3 protein-coding genes are annotated in these 22106 nt (G+C 73.4%); all 3 read right to left on the bottom strand.

The window, feature by feature from the left end; all coding sequences use genetic code 11:
- Positions 1-90: 90 nt before the first annotated feature.
- On the bottom strand, positions 91-3171 hold the full coding sequence (locus tag ACZ5VC_RS04735) for a type I polyketide synthase (RefSeq protein ID WP_469118937.1): 3081 nt from the start codon (positions 3169-3171) through the stop codon (positions 91-93).
- 80 nt (positions 3172-3251) lie between these two features.
- Positions 3252-8612: a type I polyketide synthase gene (locus tag ACZ5VC_RS04730; protein ID WP_469118631.1), complete on the bottom strand. Its 5361-nt coding sequence runs from the start codon at positions 8610-8612 to the stop codon at positions 3252-3254.
- 40 nt (positions 8613-8652) lie between these two features.
- Positions 8653-21804 (bottom strand): type I polyketide synthase, encoded by a 13152-nt coding sequence (locus ACZ5VC_RS04725; protein ID WP_469118630.1) that lies wholly within the window; start codon positions 21802-21804, stop codon positions 8653-8655.
- Between the last annotated feature and the right edge of the window lie 302 nt (positions 21805-22106).

Here is a 22106-nt window from a genome sequence, read left to right as displayed (position 1 = left end):
TCCCCTGCTCTGTGCCGTGAGCGCTGCGACCGACCCCCTAGCCCCCCCCCCCCCCCCCCCCCCCCCCCCCCCCCCCCCCCCCCGCCCTCGTCAGGCGTTCGCCGGGACACCCGCCGGCAGCAGCGGCTCGAGGAACTCCGCGACCATGCCCGGGGTCGGCTGGTCGAACAGCAGCATCGCGGGCAGCGGCAGCCCGGTCGCCTCGGAGATGCGGTTGCGCAGCTCCACCGCAGTCAGCGAGGTGAACCCGATGTCGAAGAAGCCGCTGTTCTCCTCGATCTCCTCCAGATCGTCGTGTCCGAGGACGGCCGCGGCCTCGGCGCGCACCACATCGGTGAGCACATCGATCCGCTCGTCCGGGGAGAGGCCCGCGAGCCGGGCGGCGAGCACCTCGCCGGGCTCCTCGGTGGTCTCCTCGACCAGGTCCTGCGCGGCGGTCTCGCCGTTGCCGATCACGATGGAAGCCTCCAGCCAGTAGCGACGGTGTTGGAACGCGTAAGTGGGAAGGTCGGCCCGGCGGGCGCCGGTGCCGTCGAAGACCCGGCCGAAGTCGACCGGCAGGCCCCGCACATGGAGCTTGGCGAGCGAGGTGAGCAGGGTGGCGAGGCCGCCCTCGCCCCGGCGCAGCGAGCCGGTGACGACCGCGCCACCGGCCACCCGCTCCAGCAGCTGCTGGAGCGCCGGGACCAGTACCGCGTGCGGGCTGGACTCCACCCACACCTGGTAGCCCTGGTCCCGAAGGACGGCGGCGGCGTCCGCGAAGCGCACGGTGCGCCGCAGGTTCTCGTACCAGTACTTGGCGTCGGTGTCGCCCGCGCCGATCCACTCACCGGTGACGGTGGAGAGCATCGGCACCTCCGGCTTGCGGGGGGTGATCGGCGCCAGCAGGTCGAACAGCTCGGTGCGGATGTCCTCCACGTGCGGCGAGTGCGAGGCGTAGTCCACGGCGATCCGGCGCACCCGGACGCCGTCCTCGTTCAGCCCCGCCGTGAACTCGTCCAGTGCCTGGACACCGCCCGCGACGACCGTGAACCCGGGCCCGTTGACCGCCGCCACGGCGAGGTCCGAGCTCCACGGCTCGAGGCGCCGCGCGGTCTCCTCGGCGGGCAGGAACACCGTCGCCATCGCGCCCTTGCCGGTGATCGCGCCGATCGCCTGGCTGCGCAGGGTCACCACCCTGGCCGCGTCCTCCAGGGACAGCGCCCCGCAGACGGCGGCCGCCGCGATCTCGCCCTGCGAGTGGCCGACGACCGCGTCCGGGATGATGCCGTACGAGCGCCACAGCGCCGCCAGCGCCACCATCATCGCGAACGACACCGGCTGGACGACGTCCACCCGCTCCAGCGAGGCGGCGCCCTCGGCCTGCCGCAGCACATCGGTCAGCGACCAGTCGACGTACGGAGCGAACGCCTCCTCGATCTCCGCGATACGGGCCGCGAACACCGGGGACTCGTCGAGCAGCTGCCCGCCCATGCCGACCCACTGCGAGCCCTGCCCGGGGAAGACGAAGACCGTCCGGCCGTCCTCCACGTCGGCCGTGCCCCGCACCACCTGCGCCGGAGTGTCCGCGGACGCCAGGTCGGTCAGCGCGGACAGCGCCTCGGCGCGGCTGGTGGCGACGATCACGGCGCGGCGCTCCAGGCCCTCACGGGTCGTGAGCAACGAGTGGCCGATGTCGGTGAGTTCGAGCTCCGGCCGGGCCGTCACATGGTCGTGCAGCCGCAGCGCCTGGTCGCGCAGCGCCGCCGCCGAGCGCGCCGACAGCACCCACGGCACGGCGGGCGGAGTCGTACGGACCTCGTCCTCGGCCCGCTCCTCGGCCGGGGCCTGCTCGATGATGACGTGGCTGTTGGTGCCGCTGACGCCGAAGGAGGAGACGGCGGCCCGGCGCGGCCGGCCCAGGTCCGGCCACGGCCGGTTCTCGGTCAGCAGCTCCACCCCGCCCGACCACTCCACCTTCGGCGACGGCGCGTCCACGTGGAGGGTCTTGGGCAGGACGCCGTTGCGTATCGCCTCCACCATCTTGATCACTCCGGCGACGCCGGCCGCCGACTGAGAGTGCCCGATGTTGGACTTCAGCGAGCCAAGCCACAGCGGTTCGTCACCGGGCCGGTCCTGGCCGTACGTGGCGAGCAGCGCCTGCGCCTCGATCGGGTCGCCCAGGGTCGTGCCGGTGCCGTGCGCCTCCACCGCGTCGACATCGCGCGCGGTCAGCCCGGCGTTGTCCAAAGCCTGCTTGATGACCCGCTGCTGCGAGGGACCGTTGGGGGCGGTCAGACCGTTGGACGCGCCGTCCTGGTTGACGGCGCTGCCGCGGACCACGGCCAGCACCTTGTGCCCGTTGCGCCGGGCGTCGGAGAGGCGCTCCAGCAGGATCAGCCCGGCGCCCTCGGACCAGCCCGTGCCGTCGGCGGCCGCCGCGAACGCCTTGCAGCGGCCGTCGGTGGCGAGCCCGCGCTGCCGCGAGAACTCCACGAACACCCCCGGCGTCGCCATCACGGCCACACCGCCGGCCAGCGCCATCGAGCACTCGCCGCTGCGCAGCGCCTGCGCCGCCAGGTGGATCGCGACCAGCGACGACGAGCAGGCCGTGTCCAGGGTGAGCGAGGGGCCCTCGAAGCCGAACGTGTACGAGATGCGGCCGGAGGCGACACTGCCCGAGTTCCCGATGCCGAGCAGGCCCTCGACCTCCTTCGGCACCTGCTGGAGCCGTCCCGCGTAGTCGTGGTACATCACGCCGGCGTACACACCGACACTGCCGCCGCGCAGGGTGCTCGGCGCGATACCGGCCCGCTCGAACGTCTCCCACGCCGTCTCCAGCAGCAGCCGCTGCTGGGGGTCGGTGGCCAGCGCCTCGCGGGGCGCGATCCCGAAGAAGCCGGCGTCGAACTCATGGGCGTCGTGCAGGAACCCGCCCTCGCGGACATAGGTTCTGCCGGACTTCTCCGGGTCCTCGTCATACAGCTCATCGGTGTTCCAGCCCCGGTCGGCCGGGAACTCGGTGATGGCGTCGGTGCCTTCGGCGACCAGGCGCCACAGCTCCTCGGGCGAGGTGACCCCGCCCGGCAGCCGGCACGCCATGCCGACGATCGCGATGGGTTCCTTCGCCGCCGCGGCCGCGGCGGCCTGTTCCCTCTTGAGCCGCTCGTTCTCGATGAGCGAGGCACGCAGCGCCTCGACGAGCTTGGCGGCGTTGTCCTCTGATGCGGTCATTGCTTCCTCCGTTGTGAAAGCCGGTCGGTGGGCTTCGCTCAGTGGGCTTCGCCGCCGAGGGCGAGCTCCAGCAGACTGTCGACACTCATTTCGCTGATCAGTTCGGAGGCGGCGGCGGCGTCGGCGCCGCTCTCGACGGGGGCGGCGGCACTGGCGCTCTCCAGGTGCGGCAGGACCCGGTCCAGGACGCCGAGGGCGGCGAGCCGGTCCAGCGGCACGGTGGCGAGGAACCGGCGGATGTCCGCCTCACGCCCGGCCGCGTCCACCGCGCCGCCCGTCGCCGCGTCGGCGGCCGGGGCGAGCGTGGCCAGCAGATGGTCGGCGAGCACGGCAGGCGTCGGATAGTCGAACACCAGCGTCGCCGGCAGCTTGATCCCGGTGGCCGCGGTGAGCCGGTTGCGCAGCTCCACCGCCGCGAGCGAGTCGAAGCCGACCTCCTTGAAGGCCTGCCCCGCCTTGATCGCGTCGCCGCCGGAGTGACCCAGCGACGCCGCCGCCTCCGACCGTACGAGCGTCAGCAGTTCGCGCTGCCGCTCGGCCGGCGGGAGCGCCGCGAGGCGGGTGGCCAGCGTGTCCGCGCCTGGCGCGGCGGCGGTGGCCTGCTTGCGGGCGGGGCGCACGAGACCCTGGAGCAGCACCGGCAGCGGCTGGGTCCTGGCGTACGCGGCCAGGTCCAGCTTCGCCGGGACGAGCGCCGGCTGGTCGGAGACCAGAGCCGCGTCGAACAGCGCGAGCCCTTCGGCGGCCGTGAGCGCCCTCATGCCGTCCTTCGACGCGCGCCCCTCCACGGCCTGTGCCATGCCGCCGTTCTGCTCCCACAGGCCCCATGCCAGGGACACGGCGGGCAGACCCTCGGAGTGCCGGTGACGGGCCAGCTCGTCGAGGAAGCCGTTGGCCGCCCCGTAGTTGGCCTGGCCGCGGTTGCCGAGGACACCGGTCACCGAGGAGAAGAGGACGAAGGCGTCCAGCTCCCGGTCGGCGGTGAGTTCGTGCAGGTGCCAGGCGCCGTCGGCCTTGGGGGAGAGGACCTTGGCGCAGCGGTCGGCGGTGAGGGAGGTGAGGGTGCCGTCGTCGAGGACACCGGCCGTGTGGATGACGGCGGTGACGGGGTGCGCGTCGAGCAGCCGTGCCACGCCCGCCCGGTCGGCGACGTCGCACGCCTCCACGACGACGCTCTCGGCGCCCAGCGAGGTGAGCTCGGCGACCAGTTCACCGACTCCGTCGGCGTCGCGTCCGCGCCTGCTGGTGAGGACCAGCGACCTCACTCCGTACGAGGTGACCAGGTGCCGGGCGAGCAGCGCGCCCAGCGAACCGGTACCGCCGGTGATCAGCACCGGGCCGCGCAGCACCCCCTCCTTCGGCGCGTCCGTGACCGCCTTGTTCCGTACGAGCCGGGGCACGCTCAGCACACCCCCGGTGAGCGCGAACTGGGACTCGCCCGAGGCCACCGCCGCCTCCAGGGCCTGCTGCGACTCGAGCGTGCCGTCCAGCTCGGCCAGCACCAGCCGGCCCGGATACTCCAGCTGCGCCGAGCGCAGCAGGCCGCGCACGGCGGCGGCCGCCGGGTCGCCCGAGCGGGCCGTCACCACCAGGGGACCGCCCGCAGGGTCGGCCTCCTCCACGAACTCCTGAACCGTGGCGAGCACCTGGTTGGTGAGCCTGCGCAGCCGCTGGGGCACCGTGCCGCCGTCCTCGGCGGTCACATCCAGCCGTGTCCAGCCTCCGCCCACCGACGTGGCGTTGAGCGGAGCCGGTATCCACTCCACCCGGAACAGCGCGTCCCGCAGCGGATCGTCACCGCCGCCGGCCAGCTGCTCCGCCGTCACCGGACGCGTCACCATCGACGTGACCGTGGCCAGCGGCGCGCCGGACGCGTCGGCGAGGTCCAGCGACACCCCCGAGCCCGAGGGCACCGCGCGCACCCGCAGCGCCGCGGCGCCCACCGCGTGCAGCGTCACACCGTTCCACGCGAACGGCAGCCGTACGCCGTCCTCGCCGGTCTCCTGCGGGGTGCAGAACGTACTGGCCTGCAGCGCCGCGTCGAGCAGCGCCGGGTGCAGCCCGAACCGCTCGGCGGCCCCGGTCTCCTGCTCGTCCAGCGCGACCTCGGCGAAGACCTCCTCGCCGCGCGTCCACACCTTCCGCAGGCCCCGGAACACCGGGCCGTAGCCGAGACCGGCCTCCTCCTGCCGTTCGTAGAACCCGTCCAGATCGGCCGGCTCCGCACCGGCCGGCGGCCACACCGACAGGGCGTCGCCGGGAGCGGCACCACTCTCGGTCAGGAACCCGGAGGCGTGCCGCGTCCACGGGGTGTCCGCCGCCGCGTCCTCCGGCCGGGAGTGGATCGTCAGGGGCCGGCGGCCCGTCGCGTCCGGACCGGCCACGCCGATCCGCAGCTGCACGGCGCCGTGCTCCGGCAGCACCAGCGGTGCCTCGACGACCAGTTCGTCCAGGGTGCCCGCGCCCGCCTCGTCACCGGCGCGTACGGCCAGCTCCACCAGCGCCGCGCCCGGCACCACCACCGTGCCGTTGACCGCGTGGTCGGCAAGCCACGGATGCGTCGCCAGGGACAGCCTGCTCGTCCCCCACAGCCCCTCCTCGCCCGGCAGCCCGAGGACCGCGCCGAGCAGCGGATGCCCGGCGCCGGCCAGACCCGCGGCCGACACGTCCCCCGCGCCGCCGCCGCCCGCGAGCCAGTAACGCTCGCGCTGGAAGGCGTAGGTGGGCAGCTCGACCCGCTGGGCGCCGGTGCCCTCGAAGAACGCCGGCCAGTCCACGATCCGCCCGACCGCGTACACCTGCCCCACCGACTCCACGAGGACCTGCGCCTCCGGCCGGCCCCGCCGCAGCGCCGGTACGACGACGGCGTCACCGTCGAGCGTCTCCGCCGCCATCGCCGTCAGGACCGCGTCCGGACCCAGCTCCAGGAAGGTGGTCACACCCTGCTCGGCGAGGGTGCGCACCCCGTCGGAGAACCGGACGGCCTCCCGGACGTGCCGCACCCAGTACTCGGGCGTCCGCAGCTCGTCCCCGGCGACCGTGCCGGTCAGCGTCGACACCACCGGGATCCTCGGCGCGTGGAACGTCAGCCCGGACACGACGGCCCGGAAGTCGTCCAGCATCGGCTCCATCAGCGGCGAGTGGAAGGCGTGCGAGACGGTCAGCCGCTTGGTGCGGTGCCCGGCCGCCTTCACCTTCTCCGCCACCGTCAGGACGGCGGCCTCCTCGCCGGAGACGACCACCGACGCGGGGCCGTTGACGGCCGCGAGGGACAGCCGCCCCTCGAGGAGCGGCTCCACCTCCGCCTCGGACGTCCCGAGCGCCACCATCGCCCCGCCCTGCGGCAGGGCCTGCATCAGCCGGCCACGAGCCGCGACGAGCGCACTCGCGTCCGCAAGCGTGAGTACGTCCGCCACATGCGCCGCTGCAATTTCGCCGATCGAGTGTCCCGCCACATGGTCGGGCCGCACCCCCCAGGATTCGATGAGCCGGTAGAGGGCGACCTCCAGGGCGAACAGCGCGGGCTGGGTCCAGCCCGTCTCGTCCAGGCCGTCGCCGAAAGCGATCACCTCGGCCAGCGGCCGGTCGAGGTGCTGGTCCAGTTCCGCGCAGACCGCGTCGAAGGCCTCCGCGAACACCGGGAAGGACTCGTACAGTTCGCGGCCCATCCCGGCGCGCTGCGCCCCCTGGCCGGTGAAGAGCACCGCCAGCTTCCCGGGCGTGCGCTCGCCCTCGGCGACGCCGGGCGCCCGCTCGCCGCGTGCCAGCGCGGCCACCGCGTCGAGCAGCTCCTGCCGCTCGGACGCCACGACCACCGCGCGGTGCTCGAAGGACGTACGGGTGGTGACGAGCGAGTGCCCGATGTCGACCGGGTCCACGTCCCACGTCGGTTCCGCCGTCGCCAGCTCGTGCAGCCGCCCGGCCTGGGCGCGCAGCGCCTCCGGCGTACGGGCCGACAGGACCCACGGGACGACCGGCGGAGCCGTACGGGCCTCGTCCTCGGCCCGCTCCTCGGCCGGGGCCTGCTCGATGATGACGTGGCTGTTGGTGCCGCTCACCCCGAACGAGGAGACACCGGCCCGGCGCGGACGGCCCGTCTCGGGCCAGTCGCGCGCCTCGGTGAGGAGCTCGACGGCACCGGCCGACCAGTCCACGTGCGGCGACGGTTCGTCGATGTGCAGGGTCTTCGGCAGCACACCGTGCCGGATCGCCTCCACCATCTTGATCACTCCGGCGACGCCGGCCGCTGACTGCGAGTGCCCGATGTTGGACTTCAGCGAGCCCAGCCACAGCGGCTGGTCCCCGGGGCGGCCCTGGCCGTAGGTGGCGAGCAGCGCCTGCGCCTCGATCGGGTCGCCCAGCTTGGTGCCCGTGCCGTGCGCCTCGACGGCGTCCACATCCTGGGGGGACAGGCCGGCGTTGGCGAGGGCCTGCTTGATGACCCGCTGCTGGGCCGGCCCGTTCGGGGCCGTCAGACCGTTGGACGCGCCGTCCTGGTTGACGGCCGTACCGCGGATCACCGCGAGAACCGGGTGACCGTTGCGGCGGGCGTCCGACAGGCGCTCCATCAGGATCAGACCCGCGCCCTCGGACCAGCCGGTGCCGTCCGCCGCACCGGCGAACGCCTTGCAGCGGCCGTCCGGCGACAGACCCTGCTGGCGCGAGAACTCCACAAAGGTGTCCGGGGTCGCCATCACCGCGACACCACCCGCCAGCGCCATCGAGCACTCGCCGCTGCGCAGCGCGTGCGCCGCCAGGTGGATGCCGACCAGCGACGACGAGCAGGCCGTCTCGACCGTGACGGCCGGACCCTCCAGCCCCAGGGTGTACGAGACCCGGCCCGAGGTCGCGCTGCCCGAGTTGCCGATGGACAGCATCCCCTCGACCTCGCGCGGCACGTCGGTGAGCCCGACCGCGTAGTCGTGGTACATCACCCCGGCGTAGACACCGACGCTGCTGCCGCCGAGCGTCGTCGGGTCGATACCGGCCCGCTCGAACGTCTCCCACGCCGTCTCCAGGAGCAGCCGCTGCTGCGGGTTCATGGACAGCGCCTCGCGCGGCGAGATCCCGAAGAACCGGGCGTCGAACTCGTCGGCGTCGTGCAGGAACCCGCCCTCGCGGACATATGACTTGCCGGACTTCTCCGGGTCGGGGTCGTACAGGTCGTCGGTGTTCCAGCCCCGGTTCACCGGGAACTCGCTGACGGCGTCCGTGCCGTTCGCGACGAGCCGCCACAGCTCCTCGGGCGAGGTGACCCCGCCCGGCAGCCGGCACGCCATCCCGACGATCGCGATCGGCTCGGACTTCACCGACTCGATCTCCCGCAGCCGCCCCTGAGTCTGCTTCAACTCGGCGACCACACGCTTCAGATAGTCGCGAAGCTTCTCATCATTGGTCATGACCAGTGTGTTCCTTTACGTATGAGGTGAGGTCTGCCGGTCAGGACAGCCCGAGTTCGCTGTCGATGAGGTCGAAGAGCTCGTCGTCACTCGCGGAGTCGAGATCGATACCGCTGTCGTCGGCCGCGAGGGGGGCCTTGCCGCCCCACTGCGCGGCCAGGGTCTGAAGCCGCAGAGCCAGTTCGGACTGCCGGCCGTCGTCCAGGACGGTCGCGGCCAGCACCCGCTCCAGACGCTCCAGCTCGGCCAGCACTTCGGACGCGGTCGCCGACGCCGGAGCCTGCGGCGCGGGCGCCAGCTGCTCCTGGAGCTGACGGGCCAGCGCCTGCGGCGTCGGGTAGTCGAAGACGAGCGTCGCCGGGAGCCGGATTCCGGTGGTGGCGGTGAGCCGGTTGCGCAGCTCCACCGCCGCGAGCGAGTCGAACCCGAGGTTCTTGAACGCCTGCTCCGGCTGCACCGCTTCGGCACCGGAGTGCCCGAGCGCGACCGCCGCCTCGGTCCGTACGAGCGTGAGGACCGCGGCCTCCCGCTCGCTCTCGGCCAGCTTCGCCAGCCGGTCGGCGAACGACTCGGCTCCCTGCTCGGCCGCGGCGGCCGCCGCCTGCTTGCGGGCGGGCCGCACGAGACCGTGGAGCAGCGCCGGAACGGGCTGCTGGCGTGCGTAAGCGGCCAGATCGAGCTTGGCGGGTACGAGAGCGGCCTCCGGGGACCGCAGGGCCGCGTCGAAGAGGGCGAGGCCCTCCTCGGCGGTGAGGGCCCGCATCCCGTCCCGGGCGGCCCGGCGCTGGTCGCCGGCCTCCAGGGTCGACGCCATACCACCGACCTGTTCCCACAGACCCCATGCCAGCGAGGTGGCCGGAAGCCCCTGGGCCCGCCGCAGCGCGGCGAGACCGTCCAGGAAGGCGTTGGCGGAGGCGTAGTTGGCCTGGCCGCGGTTGCCGAGCGTGCCCGACACCGACGAGAAGAGGACGAAGGCCTCCAGGTCCCGGCCGGCCGTGAGCTCGTGCAGGTTCCACGCGCCGTCGGCCTTGGGGGTGAGGACCGTGTCGAACCGCTCGGGGGTGAGCGAGGCGAGCGTGCCGTCGTCCAGCACGCCGGCGGTGTGCACCACGGCGGTGACCGGGTGCGCGTCGAGCAGCCGTCGCACGGCGTCCCGGTCGGAGACGTCGCACGCCTCCACCGCCACCGACTCGGCACCCAGGCCGCTCAGTTCGGCGATCAGCCGGTCCGTGCCGTCGGCAGCCCGGCCGCGCCTGCTGGTGAGCACCAGCCGCCGCACGCCGTACGAGGTGACCAGGTGCCGGGCGAACAGCGCGCCCAGCGAACCGGTGCCGCCGGTGACCAGCACCACGCTGTCCGGGCTCAAGGTCCCTTCGGCCTCGCCGTCGGCGGGGACCGTCCTCGCCAGTCGCGGAGCCGTCGCCGCACCCTCGGTGAGAGCCAGGTGCGGCTCGCCCGACGCCGCGACCGCGTCCAGCGCCTGCCGGGAGGCGCCCGAGGCGTCCAGCTCGACCAGCACGACCCGGTCGGGGTACTCGAGCTGCGCGGTGCGCAGCAGACCTCGCACCGCCGTCGACGCCGGGTCGTTCCGGTCCACGGTCACGACCAGGGTCGTGCCGTCCTTCGCCGGGTCCTCCACGAACTCCTGCACCGCGGCCAGGACCTGACCGGTCAGGGCGCGGACACGGGCCGGCACAGGAAGCTCGGCGTCCGCCGAGGCGTCGAACCGGGTCCATGTTTCCGCGGCGCGGGCCGTCGAGAGCGCGACGGGGGCCCACTCCGTACGGAACAGCGCGTCCCGTGCCGCGTTGCCCGCGCCGCCCAGCTGATCGGCGGACACCTCGCGGTAGACGAGCGACCCGACCGAGGCGACCGGCGCGCCGGTCGCGTCCGCCGCCGTCACCGAGAACCCGTCGGCGCCGGCCGGTGCGATCAGCACCCGCAGCGCGGTGGCGCCCGAGGCGTGCAGGGTCACTCCGTTCCAGGCGAACGGCAGCCGGGTCCGGTCGTCGCCGGCCCGTGACGGGGCGAAGGCGGCGGCGTGCAGCGCCGAGTCGAGGAGCCCCGGGTGAAGCCCGAAGCGCCCGGCGGCGGCATCCTCCACGGACACCTCGGCGAAGACCTCCTCGCCGCGCGTCCACACCTTCCGCAGGCCCTGGAACAGCGGGCCGAAGGCGAATCCGCCCTCGCCCAGCCGCTCGTAGAAGCCGTCCGTGGGGACCGCTTCGGCCCCGGTGGGCGGCCAGACCGTCAGGTCCCGGCCGGGCGGGACGGAGGCACCGGCCAGCGACCCGCTCGCGTGCCGCGTCCACGGCACGTCCGGCGCCGAGCCGTCCGTACGGGAGTAGATCCCGACCGTACGGCGCCCGCTCGCGTCCTCGCCGGACGCGACCACCTGGACCTGGACCCCGCCCTTGGCCGGGACGACCAGCGGCGCCTCGACGATCATCTCCTCCAGGTGCGGGCTGCCCACCTCGTCCCCGGTGCGCACGGCCAGCTCCACGAGCGCGGTACCGGGCAGCAGCACCGTGCCCGCGATCGTGTGGTCGGCCAGCCACGGGTGCGTGGCGAGGGACAGCCGGCCCGAGGCCAGCACGCCACCGGAGTCGGGAAGCACGGTCACCGCGCCCAGCAGCGGGTGGTCCGGCTCGCCGAGCCCGACGGAACCGACGTCCCCGGAGGGAGCGGCCGGGTCGAGCCAGTAGCGCTCGCGCTGGAAGGCGTACGTCGGCAACCGGAGCCGGTCCCCCGGGCGTTCCGCGTCCGTGGTGTGCAGGGCGTTCCGGTCGGTCGGGACGCCCCGGGTGTGGAGCGTGCCGAGCGCCAGGGCGGCGGCCCGTACCTCGTCCTGGTTCCGGCGGAGGGCCGGGACCGTGAGAGCGGTGTCGCCTCCGATCCCGTCGAGGGTTTCGGCGGCCATGGCGGTGAGGATGGCGTCGGGGCCGAGTTCGAGGTAGGTGGTGACGCCTTGATCGGCGAGGGTGGTGACGCGGTCGGTGAAGTGGACGGCGTCGCGGACGTGGTGGATCCAGTAGTCGGGGGTGAGGATGTCGTGTTCGGTTCCGCCGGTGATGAGGGGGATGTGGGGCGGGGTGAAGGTGAGTCCGGTGACGACGGTTCGGAAGTCGTCGAGCATCGGGTCCATGAGGGGTGAGTGGAAGGCGTGGGAGACGGTGAGCTGCTTGGCGCGGCCGCCGTTGTCCTTGACCTTTTTGACGATGTCGAGGACTGCTGTCTGTTCGCCGGAGATGACGACGGAGGTGGGTCCGTTGACGGCGGCGATGGAGACGGTGTCTTCGAGTCCTTCGATCAGGTCCTGCGTCTGCTCCTCGGTGAGGGCGAGGGCGGCCATGGTGCCGTCTTGGGGGAGGGCTTGCATGAGTTTGCCGCGTGCGGTGATGAGCGTTGCGGCGTCGGTGAGTGTGAGGATGCCTGCCACATGTGCGGCGGCGATTTCGCCGACGGAGTGGCCGGCGAGGTAGTCGGGGCGGACGCCCCAGGATTCGTAGAGGCGGAAGAGGGCGACTTCGATGGCGAAGAGCGCGGGCTGGGTCCAGCCGGTGTCGTTGAGGCCTTCGCCGCTGGTGATGACTTCGGCGAGGGATCCGTCCAGGTACTGGTCCAGCTCGGCGCAGACCGTGTCGAAGGCCTCGGCGAACGCGGGGAACGCAGCGTAGAGCTCGCGTCCCATCCCGGCCCGCTGCGCACCCTGCCCCGTGAACAGGAAGGCGAGCTTGCCCGCCACCGGAGACCCGGTGACCGTGTGTGCCGAGCCCGTCCCGGCAGCCAGCGCCTCCAGGCCCGACAGCAGCTCCGCGCGGTCGCCGCCGACGACCACCGCGCGGTGGTCGAGGGCGGGGCGCCGGGTGAGCGCGCGGCCCACCGCCCGGGCGTCCCGCTCACGGGCGAAGTCGAGCAGACGCGCGGCCTGCGCCCGCAGCGCGGCGGGAGTCGATCCTGCCAACTGCCAATCCAGCACTGGCAGTTCCTGAGCCTCTTCGGCCTCCGTGGGCTCCTCGGCCGGTGCCTGCTCGATGATGACGTGCGCGTTGGTGCCGCTCACGCCGAAGGACGAGATGCCGGCGCGGCGCGGCCGGCCGGTCTCCGGCCACTCGCGGGCCTCGGTGAGCAGTTCCACCGCGCCCGCCGACCAGTCGACGTGCGGCGTCGGCTCGGTGATGTGGAGGGTCTTCGGCAGGATGCCATGTCGCATCGCCATGATCACCTTGATGATCCCGGTGACGCCGGCCGCGGCCTGGGAGTGCCCCATGTTCGACTTGGAGGAGCCGAGCCACAGCGGCTGACCCTCCGGCCGGCCCTGGCCGTAGGTGGCGAGCAGCGCCTGCGCCTCGATCGGGTCGCCCAGCTTGGTGCCCGTGCCGTGTGCCTCGACCAGGTCGACCTCGGCGGGCGAGAGGCCCGCGTCCGCCAGCGCCTGAAGGATCACCCGCTGCTGCGAGGGGCCGTTGGGGGCGGTGAGACCGTTGGACGCGCCGTCCTGGTTGATCGCGCTGCCGCGCAGGACCGCGAGGACCTCATGGCCGTTGCGCCGGGCGTCCGACAGGCGCTCGATCAGCAGCAGACCCGCCGCCTCCGACCAGCCGGTGCCGTCGGCGCCCGACGCGAACGCCTTGCAGCGCCCGTCGGTGGCGAGCCCCCGCTGCCGCGAGAACTCCACGAACCCGTCCGGCGAGGCGAGGATCGTCACACCACCGGCCAGCGCCATGTCGACCTCGCCGTTGCGCACGGCCTGCGCCGCCAGGTGCAGGGCGACGAGTGACGACGAGCACGCCGTGTCGACGGTGACCGCCGGGCCCTCGAACCCGAAGGTGTAGGAGACACGGCCCGACAGCACGCTCGGCTGGTTGCCGGTCGCGGTGTAGCCGTCGACCTCCTCGTTGTCCGTACCGACCGCGTAGCCGGTGTGGAAGGCGCCGACGAAGACTCCGGTCCGGCTGCCGCGCAGCGCGGTGATGTCGATGCCGCCGCGCTCGAAGGCCTCCCACGCCGTCTCGAGGATCACTCGCTGCTGCGGGTCCATGGCGAGCGCCTCACGCGGCGAGATCCCGAAGAACGCGGCGTCGAACTGGTCGGCGTCCCGCAGGAACGACCCCTTCACCGAGTACGTCTTGCCCGGGGTGCCGGGCTCGGGGTCGTACAGCCCGTCGACGTCCCAGCCGCGGTTGTCCGGGAAGTCGCCCAGCGCGTTCCGGCCCTCGGCCAGCAGCTGCCACAGCTCCTCCGGGGAGTCGAGACCCTCGGGGAAGCGGCCGGCCATCGACACGATCGCGATCGGGTCGTCGTCCAGCACCGCCCTCGCCGTGACCGCGGGCGCGGCGGACGGGGTGGCGCCGGCGCCGGACTCGGCGAGCAGATGCGCGGCGAGCCGCTGCGGCGTCGGGTGGTCGAAGACCAGGGTGGGGGAGAGGCGCACCCCGGTGGAGGCGTTCAGCCGGTTGCGGAGCTCGACCGCCGTCATGGAGTCGAAGCCGAGCTCCTTGAAGGTCTTCTCCGGCGCCACGGCCGAGCCGTTGTTGTAGCCGAGTACGGCTCCCGCCGCCTCGCGCACCAACTCCAGGACGGCGTCCGCCCGCCGGGCCTCCGGCAGCGCGGCGATACGGTCCGCGAACGAACCGCCCCCGCTCCCGCCGGCTGCCGGGACCTCGTCCTCGCGCAGCGCGTCCACGACCTCGGGCAGTTCACCGATGAAGGCGCTCGGCCGCGCCGCGGTGAAGCCGGGAGCGAACCGCGACCACTCCACGTCCGCGACGGCGACCGTCGTCTCGCCCCGCCCGACCGCACGCATCAGCGCCGTCGCGGCCAGGTCCGGGTCCATCGGCGGCACACCGAGGCGGCGCATCCGCTCGGCCGACCCGTCGGCGGCGCCCATCCCGGCCCCGCCCCACGAACCCCAGGCGATCGACGTCGCCGCTCGTCCCTGGGCCCGGCGTCGCTCGGCGAGGGCGTCGAGGAAGGCGTTGGAGGCCGCGTACGAGCTCTGCCCGCCACCGCCCCACACGCCGGCGCTCGACGAGATCAGCACGAACGCGTCCAGCGGCTGGTCGGCGAGCAGGTCGTCCAGGTGCGCGGCGCCCAGGACCTTGCCCGCGAGGATGCGGTTCATCTCCTCGGGACCGGTGTCGGCGACCGAACCGGTCTGCCCGACACCCGCCGCGTGCACGACGGCGGTCAGCGGCAGCCCGACCGGTACGGAGTCCAGGACGGCGGCCAGCGACGACCGGTCGGTCACGTCGCACGCGGCGACGGTGACCTGAGCCCCGAACTCCTGCAGCTCCGCCGCCAGTTCGGCGACACCTTCGGCGGCGGCGCCGCGACGGCTGGTCAGGATCAGATGCTCGGCGCCGCTGCGGGCCAGCCTCCGCGCGATCTGCGCGGCGACCCCGCCCGTACCACCGGTCACCAGGACCGTGCCGTGCGGCGACCACTCGGTGGCCGTGCCCCGCTGCGGGGCGCGCACCAGACGGCGCGCGAAGACCCCCGATGCGCGGACCGCGAGCTGGTCCTCGCCCTCCGCCCCGCCGAGCGCGAGCGCGAGCCGCTGAACGGTCCTGCGGTCGAGGCCGTCCGTTCCCGGCAGGTCGACGATGCCGCCCCACAGACGCGGGTACTCCAGCGCCGCCGCCACACCGAAGCCCCAGACCAGAGCCTGCGCCGGGTCCTCGACCCGCCCGTCGGGCCCTGCGCTCACGGCGCCCCGGGTCAGCGACCAGACGGGCGCGGTCGCACCGGCCTCGTCGAGCGCGGGAAGCAGCCGGGCGAGCGCGGCGAGACCACGGGTCAGCGCCGGGTGCTCCGGGTGCGGCCGGGTGTCCAGCGCGAGCAGCGACAGGACACCGCCCAACTCGGCCCGAACCGCGGCTTCTTCCAGCGCGGCGCGAAGACCGTCTCCGTACGCCTCCGGGTCCGTCCCGGCCTCGTACACCGTGAACTCGGTTCCCTGGGCCCGCAGTCCGTCCAGCACGGCGGCTGCGGGACCGTCGGCGAGACCGGCCGGCACGACCGCCAGCCACACCCCGGACAGAACCGGGCCGCTGTCCTTGGGCAGCCGCTTCCAGGAGACCCGGTACGTCCAGGAATCCAGGGTCGTCCGCAGCCGCTCGGCGCGTCGCCAGTCCGCGAGGATGGGCAGGGCCGCGCCCAGCGAGGCGCTGTCCCCGCCGCCGAGCGTCTCGCTCAGGGCGTCCAGGTCACCGCTCTCGACGACCTCCCAGAACCGGGACTCCGAGTGCGCCGCGCCGCCCTGGCCGTCGGCCGGCGCCACGGCGGCGGGGGCGTCCAGCCAGTAGCGCTCGCGCTGGAAGGCGTAGGTCGGGAGATCGACCGGGCGGGCGCCGGTGCCGGCGAAGAACGCGGACCAGTCGACGGAGACACCACGCCCGTGGAGACGGCCGAGGGCCGTCACGAGGGTGGAGGGCTCGTCCTGGTTCCGGCGCAGCGAGGGGACGAGGACCGGGTCACCGTCGAGGGTTTCGGCGGCCATGGCGGTGAGGATGGCGTCGGGGCCGAGTTCGAGGTAGGTGGTGACGCCTTGATCGGCGAGGGTGGTGACGCGGTCGGTGAAGTGGACGGCGTCGCGGACGTGGTGGATCCAGTAGTCGGGGGTGAGGATGTCGTGTTCGGTTCCGCCGGTGATGAGGGGGATGTGGGGCGGGGTGAAGGTGAGTCCGGTGACGACGGTTCGGAAGTCGTCGAGCATCGGGTCCATGAGGGGTGAGTGGAAGGCGTGGGAGACGGTGAGCTGCTTGGCGCGGCCGCCGTTGTCCTTGACCTTTTTGACGATGTCGAGGACTGCTGTCTGTTCGCCGGAGATGACGACGGAGGTGGGTCCGTTGACGGCGGCGATGGAGACGGTGTCTTCGAGTCCTTCGATCAGGTCCTGCGTCTGCTGCTCGGTGAGGGCGAGGGCGGCCATGGTGCCGCCTTGGGGGAGGGCTTGCATGAGTTTGCCGCGTGCGGTGATGAGCGTTGCGGCGTCGGTGAGTGTGAGGATGCCTGCCACATGTGCGGCGGCGATTTCGCCGACGGAGTGGCCGGCGAGGTAGTCGGGGCGGACGCCCCAGGATTCGTAGAGGCGGAAGAGGGCGACTTCGATGGCGAAGAGCGCGGGCTGGGTCCAGCCGGTGTCGTTGAGGCCTTCGCCGCTGGTGATGACTTCGGCGAGGGATCCGTCCAGGTGCTGGTCCAGCTCGGCGCAGACCGTGTCGAAGGCCTCGGCGAACGCGGGGAACGCAGCGTAGAGCTCGCGTCCCATCCCGGCCCGCTGCGCACCCTGCCCCGTGAACAGGAACGCCAGGGCTCCGTCCGACGGCTTGTCGAGCGTCGTCGCCGCGCCGGTGCGGCCCTGGGCGAGGGCCCGCAGTTCGGCGAGGGCCGATTCACGATCGGCGGCCGTGACCACGGCCCGGTGTTCGAGGGCGGCGCGGGTCGTGGCCAGCGCCAGGGCGACGTCCTGGTGGCCGAGCTCCGGCCGGTCCTCCAGATAGGCGGAGAGCCGCGCGGCCTGCGCGGGCAGTGCCTCGGCCGCACCGGCCGACAACACCCATGGCACGGCGTCCAGTTCACGCGTCTCGCCCTCGGGCTCGGGTGCTTCCACGGCCGGCGGCTGCTCGATGATGACGTGCGCGTTGGTGCCGCTCACGCCGAAGGACGAGATGCCGGCGCGGCGCGGCCGGCCGGTCTCCGGCCACGGGCGCGCCTCGGACAGCAGCTCCACCGCGCCCGCCGACCAGTCGACGTGCGCGCTCGGCTCGTCGATGTGGAGGGTCCGGGGCAGGACGCCGTTGCGGATGGCCTCGACCATCTTGATGACACCGGAGACACCGGCGGCGGACTGCGCGTGGCCGATGTTCGACTTCAGCGAGCCCAGCCACAGCGGCTGGTCCTCGGGCCGGCCCTGGCCGTAGGTGGCGAGCAGCGCCTGCGCCTCGATCGGGTCGCCCAGCGTCGTGCCGGTGCCGTGCGCCTCGACGGCGTCGACGTCGAGGGTGCCGAGGCCGGCGTTGGCGAGGGCCTGCTTGATGACCCGCTGCTGGGCCGGGCCGCTGGGCGCCGTCAGACCGTTGGAGGCGCCGTCCTGGTTGATGGCGCTGCCGCGGATCACGGCGAGGACGGGGTGACCGTTGCGCCGGGCGTCGGAGAGACGCTCCAGGAGAATCAGTCCGGCGCCCTCCGCCCAGCCGGTGCCGTCGGCGGCCGACGCGAACGCCTTGCAGCGCCCGTCGGTGGCCAGGCCCTGTTGGCGGGAGAACTCCACGAACGACGACGGGGTCGCCATCACCGCCACACCGCCCGCCAGCGCCATCGTGCACTCGCCGCTGCGGACGGCCTGCGCGGCGAGGTGCAGGGCGACCAGCGAGGAGGAGCACGCGGTGTCGACGGTGACGGCGGGGCCCTCGAGACCCAGGGTGTACGAGATACGGCCGGAGACGACGCTGCCCGCCGTACCGATGCCGATGTACCCCTCGGTGCCCTCGGGCGCCTGACCCAGCTGGGAGCCGTAGTCGTGGTACATCACACCGGCGAAGACACCGACGGCGGCGCCCCGCAGGCCCGCCGGGTCGATCTTGGCGCGCTCGAAGGTCTCCCACGCGGTCTCCAGGAGGAGCCGCTGCTGCGGGTCGGTGGCGAGGGCCTCACGGGGTGAGATGCCGAAGAACCCGGCGTCGAACTCGCCCGCGTTGTAGAGGAATCCGCCCTCGCGGACGTACGAGGTGCCGGTGTGGGCCGGGTCGGGGTCGTACAGCTTCTCCAGGTCCCAGCCACGGTCGTCGGGGAACGCGGAGACCGCGTCGACCCCGTCGGAGACGAGCTGCCACAGCTCCTCGGGCGAGGTGACCCCGCCGGGCAGCCGGCAGCCCATGGCGACGATGGCGATCGGCTCGTCGTCGTATCCGCTGCCGACGGGGACGAGCCCGGTGTCCGGGCCGGCGTCCTTCACCAGCTGGGCGCGCAGGTACCGGGCCACGGCGGCCGGGGTCGGGTGGTCGAAGGCGAGGGTGGCGGGCAGCCGCAGACCCGTCGCCTCGGTGAGCCGGTTGCGCAGCTCCACCGCGTGCACGGAGGTGAAGCCGAGCGCCTTGAAGGCGCGTTCGGCGCCGACCGCACCCGGCCCGTCGAGCTCCGCGGTGCGAGCCGCCTCGGTGCGGACCAGCTCCAGGAGCATCCGTACGCCGCCGTCCTCGGGCAGCGCGTCCAGGCGCTCACGGAGCGCGGCGGCGCGGCTGTCGTCGGCCTCGGAGGCGCGCGGGGCGGCGTCGATGAGATCGTCGAAGAGGGAGGGTACGGCGTCGCGGTGCAGCGTGGCGGTGTCCAGCTTGACCGGGAACAGGCAGGCGGGACCGGCCAGTCGGGCCGCGTCGAACATGGCGAGGCCGGTACGGGTGGGCAGGGCGCCGATGCCCGCACGCGTGCCGCCCGTGGCGGTGTCCGGCAGCTCCCACGGCCCGAACGCCAGCGCCTGCGCCGGCAGACCGCGCGAGACACGGTGCTGGGCGAGCGCCTGCACGAACGCGTCGGCGGCCGCCTGCCCCGGGTCGCCGGGGATGCCGATCAGGCTGTCGGCGGACGAGAACAGCACGAACGCGGAGGGCTGTGCGGCGCGGGTCAGCTCATGGAGGTGGAGCGTGCCCTCGACGGTGGCGCGCAGCGGCGCCCCCGGCCAGAAGTCCTCCGGGTCGGGCGCGTGCACGACGGTGGTGACCGGGCGGACGGACTGGGCCAGTACGCCCGTCAGCGCGTCCCGGTCGGTGAGGTCGCAGGCGTGCAGGGCGACGGTGGCGCCGAGGCCGGTGAGTTCGTCGCGGAGCGCGGCGGCGGCCGGGTCGGCCTCGCCCTGGGCGCTGATCAGCAGCAGATGCCGGGCCTGGTGCGCGGCGACGAGATGCCGGGCGACGGCGATGCCCCGGGCGCCGTCGGCCCCGGTGACGAGCGTCGTGCCCTGCGGGTCGACGAGCGGGCGGGGGGTGTCCTCGACGGCGGCGGAGACCCGGGCGAGCCGGGGCTGCAGGACGAGACCGTCCCGTACGGCGAGGCGGTCCTCGCCCGAGCCGACGGCGGCGAGCAGCGCGGCGGCCACGGGGCCGCCCGCGACCTCGTCGGAGGCGAGGGGTTCGTCCAGGTCGGCGAGGACGATGCGGCCCGGGTGCGCGGCCTGCAGAGCGCTCGCGTAGCCCCAGGCGGCGGCCTGCGCCAGGTCGGGCGTGTCGGTCCCGGCGCCGGTCGACACCGCTCGGCGTACGACGACCACCACACGCGACCCGGCGGTCCGCTCGTCCGCGAGCCACGGCTCGACGGCCTCGGCGAGCGCGGTGACCACGCTGTCGGCGGCGTCGGCGACGGCGACCTCGGGGGAGACGCGTCCGGCGCGCCCGGCCGGGGCGGGCGTGATTCCCGCCAGGTTCAGCACGGTCACCTCGGGCACTTGGCGGCCCTGCGCGAAAGAGGCGCGCAGGGCGGCCAGGTCGTCGAAGGCGTCGGTGCGGATGCCCGACGCGGTGAAGGGCGCCGCGTCCGCGCCGACGACGGCCCAGTCGCCGGTGACCGCCGTGGCGGTCGGGACGGACGGCAGCGGGATCCAGTCCAGGCGCAGCAGCGCCTCGAAGTGGCTGCTGCCGGCCGCCCGCAGACGGCCCGGGCGGTCGAGGAGCGCGAGACGGGTGACCTTCCCGGACTGGGTGCGGGGCACCTCCTCGATCTCGTACAGCTCCTCGGGCACCTTGTAGTACGCGAGCTGCTCCCGGCAGGCCGTGAACAGCGCCTCGGGGTCGAAGCCCTCCGCCGACGGCACGATGAACGCCACCGGCACCTCGCCGAGGATGTCGTGCGGCTTGCCCACGACGGCGCAGTCCGCGACGCCCGGCACCTGACGCAGGACGTCCTCGACCTCGCCCGGGTGGATGTTCTCCCCGCCCCGGATGATCATTTCCTTGATGCGGCCGGTGACGGTGAAGTACCCCGCCTCGTCGCGGCGGGCCAGGTCTCCGGTGCGGTACCAGCCGTCGCGCAGCGCGGCCGCGGTCTCCTCAGGCTTGTTGTGGTAGCCGGCCATGACGTTCGGGCCGCTGACCCAGACCTCGCCCTCCTCGTCGGTGCCGACCTCCGCACCCGTCTCCGGGTCGACGAGGCGCACGTTGAGACCGGGCACGGGCAGCCCGCAGGAGCCCTCGACCCGGGCGCCCGTCGGCCAGTTGATGGTGATCGAGCCGCAGGTCTCGGTCGAGCCGTACGCGTCGAGCAGCGGCGCGCCGAAGGACTCCTCGAAGGACTGCCGCAGCGACGCGGTGGTGATCGCGCCGCCGACCAGGCACATCCGCAGCGCCGGGGCGCGGAAGCCGCGTTCACGGGCCGCCCGGACCAGATAGTGGTACATCGTCGGCACGCCGCCCAGGAACGTCGAATTGTCCTCGGCCAGGCCCTGCAGGACCTCCTCGGCGGAGAAACCGTCGACGATCCGGGCCGACGCGCCGACCGCGGTGACGGCGAGCACGCAGAAGATGTGCGACAGGCTGTGGAAGAGGGGCAGCGGCCACAGCACCCGGTCCTCGGGCGTCAGGTTGGGCACCGGCGCGTAGCAGGCGGCCACCGACCAGAGGCAGTTGCGCTGCGTGGAGAGGACGCCCTTCGGCCTGCCGGTGGTCCCGGAGGTGTAGAGCAGCCAGGCCACGTCGTCCAGGCCCAGGTCGTCGCGGGCGGGCGCGGCGGGCTCGGTGGTGGCGAGCCGCTCGTACGGAACGCAGTCGGAGGGCGCCCCGGACGGGACGCCCTCGTCACCGACCACGACGATCCGCAGCGACTGGCCGCTCTCCAGCACCGGGCGCACCTGGTCCAGGTGCGCGGCATCGGTGATGAGGAGCCGTGCGCCGCTGTCCGCGAGCAGATAGGCCAGCTCCGCCTCGGTCGAACGGGGGTTGAGCGGTACGCCGATCGCGCCGGCCCGGGTGATCGCGAGATAACTCTCAACGGTCTCCACCCGGTTGCCGAGCAGGATCGCCGCCCGGTCACCGGGCTGGAGGCGGAGCTCCGCGAAATGCCCGGCCAGCCGGCCGGTACGGGCCTCCAATTCGGCGTATCCGACGCTTCGCCGGCCGTCACTGAAAGCCGTCTTGTTCCCGAAGGAATGCGCATGCGCCTTCAGTAGTTCGGGCAACGGTCGTATCAGTTCGGTACGCAGCATTACCGATCCACCCCTTGTTCGGAAAGACAGAAGTCGCGCTGTGCGGCTCAGTCTTGTTCCGTACGGAGGAGTGGAGACCCCAGACAGCCCCCCTAGGACCGCCCTCATTCGCAGTGGCTCGAAGCTTGTCCCCCCAGAGAATGGAAGGCGATAACCCCGGACCCTAATCTCACCTCAGGGGCCCTGTCCCGGCTGGAGATTACCGGGTCGCCCGCAAAAGGCAAGGTGTCCGTCAGAGAAATTCGATCTCTCCGCAGGATTCGGCTCGTTCGGCTCGTTCGACTCAACCGACTCAACCGACT

The sequence above is a fragment of the Streptomyces sp. NPDC033174 genome, assembly GCF_055577795.1.
This window is presented reverse-complemented; position numbering and strand designations above follow the sequence as displayed.

Coding starts and splice junctions, on each gene's coding strand:
- ACZ5VC_RS04730 (WP_469118631.1), bottom strand. CDS start 8,612: ATGACCAATGATGAGAAGCTTCGCGACTATCTGAAGCGTGTGGTCGCC.
- ACZ5VC_RS04725 (WP_469118630.1), bottom strand. CDS start 21,804: ATGCTGCGTACCGAACTGATACGACCGTTGCCCGAACTACTGAAGGCG.